Annotated in this window: 11 protein-coding genes; 6 read left to right on the top strand and 5 right to left on the bottom strand. The window is 67.0% G+C overall.

Annotated elements, in window-relative coordinates:
* Positions 1-13 precede the first annotated feature (13 nt).
* Together ATO3_RS01565 and ATO3_RS01560 are read right to left on the bottom strand one after the other, a co-directional pair.
* Positions 14-1,852, bottom strand: a complete 1,839-nt coding sequence (locus ATO3_RS01565) for a methyl-accepting chemotaxis protein (protein WP_088648034.1) — start codon at positions 1,850-1,852, stop codon at positions 14-16.
* Between the two features lie 159 nt (positions 1,853-2,011).
* Positions 2,012-2,482, bottom strand: a complete 471-nt coding sequence (locus ATO3_RS01560; RefSeq protein WP_233151995.1) for a hypothetical protein — start codon at positions 2,480-2,482, stop codon at positions 2,012-2,014.
* 114 nt (positions 2,483-2,596) lie between these two features.
* Here ATO3_RS01560 and trkA point away from each other — a divergent pair, with 114 nt between their 5' ends.
* The 4 genes from trkA to hflX all read left to right on the top strand — a co-directional run bounded on the left by trkA (position 2,597) and on the right by hflX (position 7,173).
* The gene (trkA, locus tag ATO3_RS01555; RefSeq protein ID WP_088648032.1) at positions 2,597-3,973 is read left to right on the top strand and encodes a Trk system potassium transporter TrkA; all 1,377 of its coding nucleotides are present in this window, start codon (positions 2,597-2,599) and stop codon (positions 3,971-3,973) included.
* A 1-nt stretch (position 3,974) separates the two neighbouring features.
* Entirely contained in the window at positions 3,975-5,519 is a 1,545-nt protein-coding gene (locus tag ATO3_RS01550; RefSeq protein ID WP_088648031.1) for a TrkH family potassium uptake protein, read from the top strand.
* Positions 5,520-5,662: 143 nt separating this feature from the next.
* On the top strand, positions 5,663-5,902 hold the full coding sequence (gene hfq / locus ATO3_RS01545) for an RNA chaperone Hfq (protein ID WP_088648030.1): 240 nt from the start codon (positions 5,663-5,665) through the stop codon (positions 5,900-5,902).
* Positions 5,902-7,173 carry a GTPase HflX gene (hflX, locus tag ATO3_RS01540; RefSeq protein ID WP_088648029.1) on the top strand — a complete coding sequence of 424 codons (1,272 nt, stop codon included), beginning with the start codon at positions 5,902-5,904 and terminating at the stop codon, positions 7,171-7,173. Before hfq ends, hflX begins: the two co-directional genes overlap by 1 nt.
* A 155-nt stretch (positions 7,174-7,328) precedes the next feature.
* Here hflX and ATO3_RS01535 read toward each other — a convergent pair whose 3' ends face one another.
* Positions 7,329-9,791, bottom strand: a complete 2,463-nt coding sequence (locus ATO3_RS01535) for a penicillin acylase family protein (protein ID WP_088648028.1) — start codon at positions 9,789-9,791, stop codon at positions 7,329-7,331.
* Positions 9,792-9,873: 82 nt separating this feature from the next.
* Here ATO3_RS01535 and ATO3_RS01530 point away from each other — a divergent pair, with 82 nt between their 5' ends.
* On the top strand, positions 9,874-10,746 hold the full coding sequence (locus ATO3_RS01530) for an NAD(P)-dependent oxidoreductase (RefSeq protein ID WP_088648027.1): 873 nt from the start codon (positions 9,874-9,876) through the stop codon (positions 10,744-10,746).
* A 109-nt stretch (positions 10,747-10,855) separates the two neighbouring features.
* On the opposite strand, the gene ATO3_RS01525 is transcribed toward ATO3_RS01530, so the two are convergent.
* The gene (locus tag ATO3_RS01525; RefSeq protein ID WP_088648026.1) at positions 10,856-11,431 is read right to left on the bottom strand and encodes a lipid-binding SYLF domain-containing protein; all 576 of its coding nucleotides are present in this window, start codon (positions 11,429-11,431) and stop codon (positions 10,856-10,858) included.
* Between the two features lie 376 nt (positions 11,432-11,807).
* Entirely contained in the window at positions 11,808-12,800 is a 993-nt protein-coding gene (gene hemB / locus ATO3_RS01520; protein WP_088648025.1) for a porphobilinogen synthase, read from the bottom strand.
* A 202-nt stretch (positions 12,801-13,002) separates the two neighbouring features.
* Here hemB and ATO3_RS01515 point away from each other — a divergent pair, with 202 nt between their 5' ends.
* Entirely contained in the window at positions 13,003-13,527 is a 525-nt protein-coding gene (locus tag ATO3_RS01515) for a component of SufBCD complex (RefSeq protein WP_088648024.1), read from the top strand.
* Positions 13,528-13,532: the final 5 nt, after the last annotated feature.

Raw genomic sequence — 13,532 nt, 5'->3', positions numbered from 1 at the left:
GGCGGCCGCCCACTCAGCCCGCCATCCGGAAGTCGTTGTCCGCCGGCGCCATGGTCGCCGTGGCCTGGCCGGAGACGCGGAAGCGGTGGATCAGGGCCATCAGGGCATCGGTATCCGACCCCAGGGCCATGGTGGAGGCCGTCGTCTCCTCGGCCATGGCGGCGTTGCGCTGGGTGTTGGTGTCCATGTCGTTGATCGTCTCGGCCAGCGAGCGCAGGGTCGTATCCTGCTCCATGGCGCTTTCGGCGATGCTCGACACGATGTCGCGGGCCGACTTGATCTGTTCGAAGATCCGCTTCAGCGCCTCGCCGGTATCGCCCACCAGCCGCACGCCGCTGGCCACCTGGGTCGAGGATTCGCCGATCTGGTCCTTGACGTCCTTGGCCGCGGCGCTCGACCGCTGGGCCAGGTCGCGGACCTCCTGCGCGACGACGGCAAACCCCTTGCCGCTTTCCCCGGCCCGCGCGGCTTCCACACCCGCGTTCAGAGCCAGCAGGTTGGTCTGGAAGGCGATATCCTCGATCACGCCGATGATGTTGCCGATCCGGGCCGACGATTGCTCGATCCGGTCCATCGCCGCGACAGCGTCGTTGACGATCGCATCCGAGGTCTCGGTCTCCTGCGAGACGGAGACGACGCGCCGGGCCGCGTCCTGCGCGCCCTCGGCCGTCTGGCGCACGGTGGTCGAGAGTTCTTCCAGGGCGGCCGAGGTTTCCTCTAGGTTGGCGGCCTGGCGCTCGGTGCGCTGCGAGAGTTCCATCGTGGCGCGCTGGATCTCGTCCTTGGTGGCGGTGATGTCGGCGCCCTTGATGGTGACCTCGGTCATGGCGCTTTCCAGCTTGCCGATGGCCGAATTGAAGTGCGCCCGCAGTTCCGCATCCGCCTCGCCCAGATCGGCGCAGCGCACCGTCAGGTCGCCATCGGCCACAGCCTCCAGCGCGGTGCGGATCGTGGCGACGACATGGGCCTGACGCTCGGCCTCGGCCTTCTGCAGGTCGTGGTTCTTCTGGCGCTCGGCTTCGAGCGCGGCCTGGTCCTCTGCCTGCTGGCGTTCGAGGGCAAGCCGCTCGCGCACCTTGTCCTGCAGGGCCTTGGTGGACTTCGCGATGCGCGCGGTCTCGTTCGTGCCCGTCGTGTAGGGGATCATGTAATTTGTGTCGTCCTGCGCCACCGAGTCGATCGCCGCGCGGACCCGGGCCAGCGGCCGCGTGATCGTCGCGCCGAAGAGCATGGCGACGACCATCAGCAGAGCGATCGCACCTGCACCCAAAATCGTGGTCTGTCGCTTCTCGCGGGCGATCATCGCCTCGATGTCGTTCACGTAGGCGCCAGTACCAATCAGCATGTTCCACGGGTCAAAGGGCAGAATCATGCTCTGCTTGGCGTAGAGTTTGCCCGGTTCGCCCCCCGGCATCGACGTCGCGTATTCGTTGAGACCGCCACCGCTCGTGGCGAGTTCGACGTGAGAGCGCGTGTTGGCCCGCAATTCGGGCGAGACGTCGGGCGAGGTCATTTGGTTCGTGCCGACCTTCGCTTCGATCGGGTGGACCAGGTAGACGCCATCGTACTGAATGCCGAAGATGTAGCCGTTCGGTTCGAAGCGAATGGACCCGATGGCCGCGAAGGCGTTCGCACGGGCCTCTTCGGTGCTGAGCGTGCCATCCAGTTCCAGCTGGTGATAGTATTCCAGGATCGAGCGGGCGCTTTCGACCTGTGCCTGCAGCATGTCGCGCCGGGTGTCGTAGGCGGTGCTGCTGAGGCGGTCGACCATGTTGAAGGTCAGCCAGGCCACGACCAGCGCCATGGCGCAAATCAGGGCGATGAGTTTGTGCGTAATGGTCAGGTGCTTCAAGGCGTGCCCCCTGCAGGATGCATAATTCGACAAGACGCCCCGGGTCCGGTCGGAGCGCGGTCAATCTCGCCTCAAATCCTTAACAATAGGCCAAGAGAACCCGGCCCCGACCAATCGGGGGGCCGGAAAAAGCATCGAATGCAACATGTCGCCCGGGCGTCAGCCCACGTTGACGATCTGGTAGCTGCCGTCGCGGTTGCGCACCGCGCATGAGCTGGGCGTCAGCACCGGCATCACCGTGGTGCGCCCCGGCGGCGCCTTGACCTCGACGGGGCAGCGCGGGATGCGCACGGGGCTGTAGCCCTTTTCGCGCATGCATTGCTGGATCACTTTCTGCCGCAGCGGCGCGTTCACGTCGACGGTGTAGATATAGCTGTCGGACCAGAACGGGTCGCCGTACATGCAGCCCGCGGCGCCGCAATAGGCGACGCCGGGGTAGAAGGCTGTCGGGGTGGAGCGAATCTGGTTGTTCGGAGGCACTTCCTGAGCCGCGGTGACTTGGCAATTGGTGGTGTCCGTTTCCAGCCGCGCAACCTCGACGCCCGGTCTGTAGTAGGTCGAGAGCGGCGAACAGGCGACCGCGGCGACCAGCAGGGCCAGGGGCATGGCAATGGATTGGATCGGTTTCATGGGCCCAGAGTGTCGCAACTCGCCGGGCGTGACAATTGAATTGAAACTTGTTTCCGGCTCTGCCATGCAGAAACTTCCGGTCATCTCAACAGCATCGCCGGAGAGGGCAAACCGATGAAGGTCATCATCTGCGGGGCCGGCCAGGTGGGCTGGCAGATCGCGCGGCATCTCTCGGGCGAGCTGAACGATGTCACCGTCGTCGACAGCAATCCCGAACTGGTGCGCCGCGCCACGGAAACGCTGGACGTGCAGGGGATCGCGGGCTTCGCCTCGTATCCCGACGTGCTGGACCGGGCAGGCGCGCGCGACGCGGACATGATCATCGCCGCGACCCATTCGGACGAGGTCAACATGGTCACCTGCCAGGTGGCGCATTCGGTCTTTTCCATCAACCGCAAGATCGCGCGGCTCAGGGCGCAAAGCTATCTGAACGCGATCTATTCCGATCTCTATCGCCGCGATCACCTGCCGATCGACGTGGTGATCAGCCCCGAACGCGAGGTTGCGAATGCCGCGCTGAAACGCCTGCGCGCGCCAGCGACCTTCGATATCGAGACCTTCATGGACGGCCGCGCCCAGCTTCTGGGTGTGCAGGTCGAAGACGATTGCCCCATCGTGAACACGCCGCTGCGGCAGCTGACCGACCTGTTTTCCACTCTGCGGGCCGTCGTCGTGGGCATCCGGCGCGAAGGCACTTTGTTCGCGCCCGAGGCCGGGGACCAGATCTTTCCGGGCGATGCGGTCTATGTCTTCACCCACAAGGACGACGTGCCGCGCACGCTTGAGGTCATGGGCAAGACGCAGACCAAGCAGGACCGCGTGGTGATCATCGGCGGCGGCAACGTGGGCCTGACGGTGGCCCGCGCGCTGGAAAAGGGCGAGGCGCGGATCCGTGCCCGCGTGATCGAGCGCGACAGGGCCCGCGCCGAGATCGCCGCCGAGGCGCTGGAACGGACCATCGTGCTGCATGGCGACGGGCTGGATGCGGCGCTGCTGCACGAGGCCGGCGTGGCGCAGGCGGATGCGGTGATCTCGCTGACCGACGACGACAAGACCAACATGCTGGCCGCCGTGCGCGCCAAGGCCGAGGGCGCGCGCATGTCGATCGCTCTGGTCAACGACCCGACGCTGTCGCCGCTGATGGAGCCGCTGGGCATCGACGCCTACATCAACCCGCGCGCCACCACCGTCAGCTCGATCCTGCGCCACGTGCGCCATGGCCGGGTCCGCGCCGTCTATTCGGTTGGCGACGCCGAGGCCGAGGTGATCGAGGCCGAGGTGATGGGCACCTCGCCCATGGCCGGCCAGCGCCTGCGCGACATCGACTTCCCCGAGGGCGCGCTGGTGGGCATGGTGATGAAGGGCGACAAGGTGATGCGTCCGGCCGGATCGCTCAGGATCGACGAGGGCGATGTGGTCACCATATTTGCAATGTCGGATGATGTTCCCGAGATCGAGCGGCTGATGCAGGTCTCGATCGACTTTTTCTGACATGCGGGCCAAGCGAAGATCCCGGGCCCGCGCCGGCCCCAGCCGCGTGACGCTTTTCCTGTTGATCTTCGGCATCGCGGCCGCGGCCATGTATCCGCCGGCCCTGCTCGCGACGATGCGGGACGACGACATCTCGGCGCGCAGCTTCTTCTATGCCGGCACGCTGGGGTTGATCGTGGTCACGCTGATCTCGCTGGCGCGCGGCCGGGTGCGGCCGCAACGGGAAGAGATGCGCCAGCTGCTGGCGCTGTTCGGGACCTTCGCGCTGTTGCCGCTGTACCTGGCGGTGCCGGTGCATGACGCGCTGCAGAACACCCGCTTCATCAACGCCTATCTCGATATGGTCAGCGCGGTGACGACCACCGGCATCGACCTCTTCGGCGACCCGGATCGCCTGGCGCCGGCGCTGCATCTGTGGCGGGCCGAGGTCGCCTGGCTGGGCGGGTTGCTGATGTGGGTGGCGGCCGGCGCGATCCTGGCGCCGATGAGCCTGGGCGGCTTCGAGGTCACCGCGAGGGGCGAGCCGGGGCGCGCCGATCCCGGCACCCTGGCGATGACCCGCGCGGATCCGGCCAAGCGTCTGCGCCGGGTGGGCAGCACGCTGCTGCCGATCTACGCCGGGCTGACCGGCGTGCTGATGGTGCTGCTGCTGGCCGCCGGAGAGCCGCCTCTGGTGGCGCTGATCCATGCCATGTCGGTGATGGCGACCTCCGGGATCTCGCCGGTCGGCGGGCTTGACGGGGCGGCCGCGGGGCGGATGGGAGAGCTGGCCATGTTCTGCTTCATGATCTTCGCGCTCAGCCGACTGACATTCTCCGACGACACGCTGTCGGGTGGGCGCACGCGCAACCTGCTGAAGGACCCCGAGTTCCGGGTGGGTGCCTTGCTGGTGATCGGCGTGCCGCTGCTGCTGTTCCTGCGGCACTGGATCGGCGCCTTCGAGATCGACATGGTCGGCCGCCCGGCCGAGGCGTTGCGCGCGCTGTGGGGCGGGGCCTTCACGGTGCTATCCTACCTGTCCACGACAGGCTTTGTCAGCACGGACTGGCAGACCTCGGAAAGCTGGTCGGGGCTGGGCGCTTCGGGCATCATCCTCCTGGGGCTGGCGATGATCGGCGGCGGGGTGGCCACCACTGCCGGCGGGGTCAAGCTGCTGCGGGTCTATGCGCTCTACCTCAACGGCCTGCGCGAGATGGAGCGGCTTGTCTACCCGTCCTCCGTCACCTCGATGGCGCGCGGCCAGCGCCGTTTGCAGAGCAACGGTGCCTTCATCGCCTGGGTCTTCTTCATGATGTTCGCCATCTCGCTGACGGCGGTCACCCTGGTGCTGGGGCTATACGGGATCCAGTTCGAGGAGGCGATCGTGCTGGCGGTCGCGACCCTGTCGACAACCGGCCCGCTGATCGAACATGCCTCGGACGTGCAGATTCCCATCCTGGCCTTCGGCCCTGGCGCCAAGCTGGTCCTTTGCGTCGCGATGGTGGTCGGGCGGCTGGAAACGCTGGCCATCATTGCCTTGCTGACGCCCGATTTGTGGCGCAAGTGACGCAACCCGAGGTTATGCGAGCGGTCACGGTCCCGTTTTGGGGTGGAAGTTCCCGAATGGCGCAGACATACTCCGGTGCAAGCGCCGTATGTAGGTTGCAGCGCATATAAGAAACACAAGAACAAGGGCGAGTATTTCCCAATATGGCTTCCGACAGACAGAATCTGCAGGACGCATTCCTCAACCATGTCCGCAAGACCAAGGTTCCGGTCACGATTTTCCTGATCAACGGGGTGAAGCTTCAGGGCGTTATTACATGGTTTGACAACTTCTGCGTCCTCTTGCGCCGCGACGGCCAATCGCAGCTTGTTTACAAGCACGCGATTTCGACCATCATGCCGGCACAGCCGATCAACCTCTATGAGGGCGAAGACGCCTCTTGATGGAACATGAGCGGAGGAAGACCCGGGCCTGGGTCCTCCATCCGGAACTTAAAAGCGATCCCGAACGCCGGGTCGCCGGGCCCGCGCTGGAGGAGGCCGTGTCGCTGGCACGGGCCTTGCCCGACCTCGACGTGGTCGGGTCCGAGATCGTGCGCCTGGCCCGTCCCCATCCCGGGCTGCTGTTCGGCACCGGCAAGGTCGAAGAACTCAAGCAGCGCATCAAGGAGGCCGATGCCGAGCTGGTGCTTGTCGACGGCCCGCTGTCGCCGGTCCAGCAGCGCAACCTGGAACGGGAGTGGAAGGTAAAGATCCTCGACCGCACCGGGCTGATCCTTGAAATCTTTTCCGATCGCGCGGCGACGCGCGAGGGCGTGTTGCAGGTGGAAATGGCGGCGCTGAGCTATCAGCGTACGCGGCTTGTCCGCGCCTGGACCCATCTGGAACGCCAGCGTGGCGGGCTGGGGTTTGTCGGCGGTCCGGGCGAGACCCAGATCGAGGCCGACCGCCGCGCCATCGACGAACAGCTGGTGCGCCTGCAGCGGCAGCTGGACAAGGTCGTCAGGACCCGCACGCTGCATCGCGCCGCGCGGGCCAAGGTGCCGTACCCGATCGTCGCGCTGGTGGGCTATACGAACGCGGGCAAGTCCACGCTGTTCAACCGTCTCACCGGGGCCGACGTGATGGCCAAGGACATGCTCTTTGCCACGCTCGATCCCACTATGCGCCGCGTCGCGCTGCCCGACGGGCCCGAGGTGATCCTGTCGGACACGGTGGGCTTCATCTCGGACCTGCCGACCGAGCTGGTCGCCGCCTTCCGCGCCACGCTGGAGGAAGTCCTGGGCGCCGACCTGATCCTGCATGTCCGCGATATCTCGCATGAAGAGACGGATGAGCAGGCCGCCGACGTGGCCACCATACTCGCCGATCTGGGCGTCGCGGACGACCGGCCCATGTTCGAAGTCTGGAACAAGATCGACCAGCTGGACGAGGACGGCCGGGAGGCCGCCATCGCCCGCGCCGCGCGGGACGAGCATGTCTATCCGATCTCGGCGCTGACGGGCGAGGGGCTGGACGTGCTGCTTCAGGCCGTGGCCACCGCGCTGGTCGGCCGGCGGTTCGAGGACGAACTGCACCTGACCTTCGAGGACGGGCGCCGCCGGGCATGGCTGTTCGAGCAAGACGTCATCCTGTCGGAAGACCAGACCGACGAGGGGTTCACCATCCGCGTCCGCTGGACCGAGAAACAGGCGCGCCGCTACGCCGCGCTGTGATCAGGACGGCGCGGCCCCCGTGCGAGGGACCGTGCCGCCAATCTGCCATCCGTTCTGTTCTGATGATGACCCCGCGCGAGACGACACGGTCAGGGGGATGCGACCGCGCCTCCGGCCGGATCGTCCCGGCCCCGCGCGACCCCGCTGGAGCCTGGTCAGCGCGGCTCCAGATGCGTGATGCCGACGGCGGCGGCCCGCGCCAGATCCGCGTCCAGCGACATCGGAATGTATTCGCCCCGCCGCCACAGCTGCGCAAGATCGTCGTAGTGGCGTGACAGGGGATGGCCCGATTGCCCGGTCGAGATGATGAAGACCGAACTGTCGGGATCGGCGAAATCATAGACCCCGCGATAGCCCGCGCCATGCACGTTCTGGAACGGATCGGGCCCGCTGCCCGAGGTCAGGCCGCGCTGCAGCGTGTTGTCGCCACCGCTGGTCGATTGCCGCACGTTCACGAAATACCGCAGCAAGGGCAGGTCGCCCAGGATCGGGTGATCGTGGGTCGCCTGATGCGCGTCGCCCCAGCGCAGTGTTTCGAGGTTGGTGCCGTAGGTGTCGCCGATCCACACCAGCGCATCGTCCAGCGCCATGCGCGCCATGTCGGTGCAGGTCTCTGTCGGGGCGCTCTGCACCACGTTGCACCAGGCCGAAGCGCCGTCGATATCGCGGTAGACCCTCTCGATGAAGATCGGCTGCACGTGGTCGAATTCCTCGGCCAGCTGGCCCAGCTCGTCATGGATCAGCCGGTCCTGCAGGGCGCGCAGCCAGGCCGCGTAGATCAGCGGCTCGGGCATGTGTTCGTTCATTTCGCCGTTCCACTCGGCCAGCAGCGACAGGGCGATCTGCCGTTGCCGTTCGGGCGTGCCCTCCGGCGCGGCCTCGCCGGTGAACCACAGGTCGGCGCCGATCAGCGGCAGAAGCGACCGCGCGGTGAAGCTGATCGTGTCCAGCTGGGCCTCGACGAAACTGTCGCGGGTATGGACCTGGCGCGACTGCATCAGCCGTTCCCAGCGGTGGATCCGCTGGGTGTCGCCCCACAGGAAGGAGATATGGTTGGGGAACGGCCGCTCGACCGTCTTGTTGTTGGTATTGCCGATGATCCCGCCGCGCGGGCTGACGAATTCCGGGTTCGCCGCGTAGGGCGCGCGCCCCAGCCAGCGGTTCTCGGCCCGCCAGCCTTCGGACGGCAGCCGCCCCTGGCTGCGGCTGCGCGCATCGCGGCGCGGCGCCCAGCCGATGGTCTTCATGGCGATGGTCTCCTGGTCGGCCAGCGACAGGTTCTGCGAGGGCGCGATATAGCCCTCGGCCGCCGCGATCGCCTCTTCGACCGATCCGGAGCGCATCACCCCCATCGCCGCCGACAGGGTCGTGTCATCGGGGTCGAGCGCCGTCCAGGCCAGCGCCATCACATGGCCCGGCGGCGTGACGGTGCCGAGGTTGTAATGCGTCGGCGGCAGCACCGGGCCGTTCTCGGTCCAGCGCAGGGTCAGCGTGATCGGGGCCTCGTTGGCGATCTGGATGATCGAGGGCCGCGTTTCGAACCGCTTGTAGCCAGAAGGCGTCAGGTATTGCTCGGGGTTCTCGGGATTGAGCTTCTCGATATAGAGATCCTGATCGTCCAGGTAGGACGAGGTCAGCCCCCAGCCCAGCCGCGCGGTCCGGCCCACCAGCACCGCGGGGATGCCGGGAATGGTGCCGCCGATGACCCCGCCGGTCTCCAGCTCGATCCGCGCGAGGTACCAGTAGGAGGGCGCGGTGAAGCCAAGGTGCGGGTCGTTGGCCAGCAGCGTGCCGCCCGAGGCCGACCGGCTCGGCGCCGCCGACCAGGCGTTCGACGCCCCGGCCAGCCCCTCTTTCGGGAAGGGCGAGAGCGGCCCGTAATCGACGGCGGTATTGGCGGCATAGCGCGGCAGGTCGGGGAAGAGGCTGGCGAATTCCGGCAGGGCGGCTGTGCCGTTGCCGGGCGTGTCGGGCATGATGTCGCGCAGCCTTTCGGGGTCGTCCAGCATCAGCGCCGTGCGCGCGCGCAGCACCTCGTTGCTCAGGTGTCCGCTCAGCGTGAGCGCCATCAGCTTGACCATGGCGATGCTGTCGGCCGGCTGCCAGGGCGCCACGGGAAAGCGGAACAGGAACATCTCGGGCGCGCCGCGGCCCAGGGCGCGGTCGTTGATCTCGGCCAGCCGTGCGTTGACCCCCGCGGCATAGGCCTCGAGCGCGCTCAGCGTGCCGGGATCCTGGTTCTCCACCGACTCCGAGGCCAGCCGATACAGATCCAGCCGCCGCATCAGCTTGTCGGTTTCGACCGTCCGCGTGCCGAAGACCTCGGAAAGCCGGCCCTGCACCACGCGCCGCATGGTGACCATCTGCCAGAGCCGGTCCTGCGCATGGGCATAGCCCAGGCCAAAGAAGACATCCGCGTCGCTCTCGCCGAAGACATGGGGGACATTCGCATTGTCGCGCACGATCTCGACCGGGGCGGACAGCCCCTCGACCGCGACCGTGTCATCGTAATCGGGCAGGGATTGCGAGGCCAGGTAATAGACCATCGCGATTGCCGCCACGATAAGCACCACAAGACTGCCGGCCAGCCTGAGAAGCCAGCGAAAAACCGTTGCCATAGGGTCCTCCGGATTGAAACCCGCGCCCCGCCTGATAGGGTGCCCGGGCAATGTAGAACAGCCCAAAGCGAGGGGAAAGCGGATGGCAAAGGTCACATTTCTGGGGCTTGGCGTGATGGGGTATCCGATGGCCGGCCACCTGCAGGCCAAGGGGCACGAGGTAACGGTCTACAACCGCACCGCCGCCAAGGCCGAGGCCTGGGTCGCCGAACATGGCGGCGCCATGGCGCAGACCCCGGCGCAGGCGGCCGAAGGCGCGGATTTCGTGATGTCCTGCGTGGGCAATGACGACGACCTGCGCGGCGTCTGCCTGGGCGACGAGGGCGCCTTTGCCGGCATGGCCGGCGGAACGGTCTTCGTCGATCACACGACGGTTTCGGCCAAGGTCACGCGCGAGCTTTATTCGGCGGCGGATGACAAGCAGATCAGCTTCGTCGACGCTCCGATCTCGGGCGGGCAGGCCGGGGCGGAAAACGGCGTGCTGTCGGTGATGTGCGGCGGCGACCAGGGCGCCTATGACCGGGCCGAGCCGATCATTGCCGCCTATGCCCGCACCTGCCGCCGCATCGGCGACAGCGGCGCGGGCCAGATGACCAAGATGTGCAACCAGATCGCCATCGCGGGCCTGGTCCAGGGCCTGTCCGAGGCGCTGCATTTCGCGGAAAAGGCCGGGCTCGACGGCCGCGACGTGGTCGAGGTGATCAGCCAGGGCGCCGCCGGCTCCTGGCAGATGTCGAACCGCTACGAGACGATGCTGGACGACCATTTCGACCACGGCTTCGCGGTCGACTGGATGCGCAAGGACCTCGGCATCTGTCTCGACACCGCCGACGAGATCGCCGCCAGCCTGCCGGTCACGGCGCTGGTCGATCAGTTCTACAAGGATGTCCAGAAGATGGGCGGCGGCCGCTGGGACACGTCCTCGCTCTTCAAGCGCCTCAAAGCCCTGGACTGAGCGCGCCCCTCGTTCTTCTTGGGCCAAATACCTCCGGGGGAGTCCGGCCGCAGGGCCGGACGGGGGCAGCGCCCCCGACCCCGGCATCAGCCCGCGCGGCGCGGGTTGGTCAGGGAATGATCCGCGTGTATTTCGCGCCTTCCAGCGAGGCGCCCACCAGCAGCCCGGCCCGGCCGAAGACGGCGGCCAGGATCGGCGCGCGCAGGGTGTTGCTGTCGGCCGAGAGCCCGTCGCCCTTGTCGAGCAGGACATATTCGACATCCGCGCTCACGGTCCAGCCGGCGGAGCGGCGGAACTCGTTCAGCGCGGCCTGGGTCATGAAGAACAGCACATGGGCATATTGCTGCGCCCCGAACTGCACCCCGGCGCTGGCCTTGGCGGTGGAATAGTAATCCACCGTCGCCCCGCCCACGCGCAGCGCGCCGCGGCCATAACCGCCGCCGACCCAGAAGCTGGCCTCGGTCACCAGCGGCATGACCAGCATGCCGACGGATTTCTCGGCGATCTCGATCGTGTTGGGATACTGGGTATAAAGCTCGTTCAGCGTCGCGTCGACGCGCGCGTCGATCTCGATGTCGCCGGTGGAGCCGACGCCGTTGCCGCAGGCGGCCGTCAGGCCGGTCCCAGCGAGCGCGGAAAGGATGAAACCGCGCCGGGTGGCGCGGGTGAAGGGGGGGCTGCTCATGTGTCGTGCCTCGATATGCCTGATCTGACCGTTTGCCGGCCTTGTCGTGGATTATACCGCGAAGGCCCCAAGGTGTCACGACCCGACGAATCGGGAAGGCGGGGCCATGCCGGTCGGCATGTCCCACGCGTGGGACATCAGGCGGCAGATGGAATTTCAATGCGTTACAAAGGAGGGTTAACCTTCTGTTCACGCTTGTCGGGGCAGGATCGGCCTGGGTCGGACCCGCGCAGGCGGGGCCGGGTCACGCAATTTTTCCAAGCCGCCGTCGCGGCTGCGCGCGATGTCTTGCCGGCCGGGCATGTGCGGGCCGGGCATGTGCAGGCCAGAAGAGGGCGGGATGACGATCCCAATACGCGGGCCCAGAGACGCGGGCCTAAAGAAGCGGGGCCACTTTCGGCGCGAAATAGGTCAGGATCCCGTCGCAGCCTGCGCGCTTGAATGCCAGCAGGCTTTCCACCATCACCTTGTCGCCGTCGATCCAGCCGTTCTGGGCCGCGGCCATGATCATCGCGTATTCGCCCGACACCTGATAGGCGAAGGTCGGCGCGCCGAACTGGTCCTTTACCCGCCGGCAGATGTCCAGGTAGGGCAGGCCCGGCTTCACCATGACCATGTCGGCGCCCTCGGACAGGTCGCGGGCCACCAGGCGCAGGGCCTCGTCCGAATTGGCCGGATCCATCTGGTAGGTGTTCTTGTCCCCCGTCAGCGCCCCCGACGCCCCCACCGCATCGCGGAACGGGCCATAGAAGGCCGAGGCATATTTCGCCGCGTAGGACAGGATCATCACCCGCTGGTGGCCCGCCGCCTCCAGCGCGGTGCGGATCGCGCCGATGCGGCCGTCCATCATGTCCGACGGGCCGATGATGTCCGCGCCGGCATCGGCCTGAGCCAGCGACATCTTGACCAGCGCCTCGACGGTGCGGTCGTTCACGATTTCCCCGTCCACGACAAAGCCGTCATGGCCATTGATGTTGTAGGGATCGAGCGCCACGTCCGTCATCACCGCCATCTCGGGCACGGCAGCCTTGATCGCGCGGATCGCGCGGTTGGCGATGTTGTCGGGCGACCAGGCCATGGCGCAATCCTCGGTCCGCGCCTCTTGCGCGGTATAGGGAAAGATGCAGATCGCCGGCACGCCCAGGTCAAAGGCGCGGCGCGCGGCCTCGGCCACGCGGTCGACCGAATGTCGCACGACACCAGGCATGGAGGGGACCGGCTCTTCGATCCCTTCGCCGTCGCGGACGAAGACGGGCCAGATCAGATCCTCGGCCTTGAGCGTGTTTTCCCGCACCAGGCCGCGAATGGCAGGTGTCTGGCGGGCGCGGCGCAGGCGGGTGGCGGGAAAGGACGCGAGCGTTGGGATCATGGCGGACCTCGGATGTCAGGATCTGTCTTGGGTCGCATGGAATGCGGGCGGCGGCAAGATGGCGGTGTCGGGGGCCTGAGGCGCGACAGGGGCGCGCCTTGCGCTCGGGCATGGGCGGTGGCATGACGGGGCTCTACCCAGGCAGGCGCGCCGCGGCGCCGGACGGGCGGGCGGTTCAACAGGCAGACGGTGTGATCGGGTAGTGGACTGGTACAAGGCAATTTTCGAGCTGATCGACATGCGCTCGTTCTCGAACCTGTGGTTCTGGATCGTGCTGGCGGTGGTCTGGTCCTCGGCAAGCCACTGGGTGATGGGCATCCCCTACGACATGATCGTCCGCGCGCGCCGTGCGGGCGGGCAGGCGGCAGAGGACCTGGACGCGATCGCCCGTGTCTATGTGAACCGGCTGCTCTATATCGGAGAGGTGTCGGGGCTGTGGCTGCTGGGGTTCGGCTGTTTCGTGCTGTCGGGGCTGGCGATGCTGGGCTTCCTCTACGCGGTGGAATTCGCCCAGGCGGTGTTCCTGCTGGCGTTGCCGATGTCGGTGGTGGCACTGCTGAGCCTGCGGACCGCGCGGCACATCCGCCGCGACGGGCTGATGGGGGAGGTGCTGTGCAAGCGGTTGCTGCGACACCGGCTGCATACCCAGATGATCGGGACGCTCTCGATCTTCGTCACGGCGCTGTGGGGGATGTACCAGAACCTTACAATCGGCGTGCTCGGCTGAGCCCG

It is taken from the genome of Marinibacterium profundimaris, assembly GCF_002210095.1.
In the GTDB taxonomy this organism is placed as follows: Bacteria; Pseudomonadota; Alphaproteobacteria; order Rhodobacterales; family Rhodobacteraceae; genus Marinibacterium; species Marinibacterium profundimaris.
This window is presented reverse-complemented; position numbering and strand designations above follow the sequence as displayed.

Bases quoted from the DNA above. Each gene is read 5' to 3' on its own strand.
- trkA (WP_088648032.1), top strand. From the start codon at position 2,597: ATGAAGGTCATCATCTGCGGGGCCGGCCAGGTGGGCTGGCAGATCGCG.
- ATO3_RS01535 (WP_088648028.1), bottom strand. From the start codon at position 9,791: ATGGCAACGGTTTTTCGCTGGCTTCTCAGGCTGGCCGGCAGTCTTGTG.
- ATO3_RS01550 (WP_088648031.1), top strand. From the start codon at position 3,975: ATGCGGGCCAAGCGAAGATCCCGGGCCCGCGCCGGCCCCAGCCGCGTG.
- ATO3_RS01530 (WP_088648027.1), top strand. From the start codon at position 9,874: ATGGCAAAGGTCACATTTCTGGGGCTTGGCGTGATGGGGTATCCGATG.
- ATO3_RS01560 (WP_233151995.1), bottom strand. From the start codon at position 2,482: ATGAAACCGATCCAATCCATTGCCATGCCCCTGGCCCTGCTGGTCGCC.
- hfq (WP_088648030.1), top strand. From the start codon at position 5,663: ATGGCTTCCGACAGACAGAATCTGCAGGACGCATTCCTCAACCATGTC.
- hemB (WP_088648025.1), bottom strand. From the start codon at position 12,800: ATGATCCCAACGCTCGCGTCCTTTCCCGCCACCCGCCTGCGCCGCGCC.
- hflX (WP_088648029.1), top strand. From the start codon at position 5,902: ATGGAACATGAGCGGAGGAAGACCCGGGCCTGGGTCCTCCATCCGGAA.
- ATO3_RS01525 (WP_088648026.1), bottom strand. From the start codon at position 11,431: ATGAGCAGCCCCCCCTTCACCCGCGCCACCCGGCGCGGTTTCATCCTT.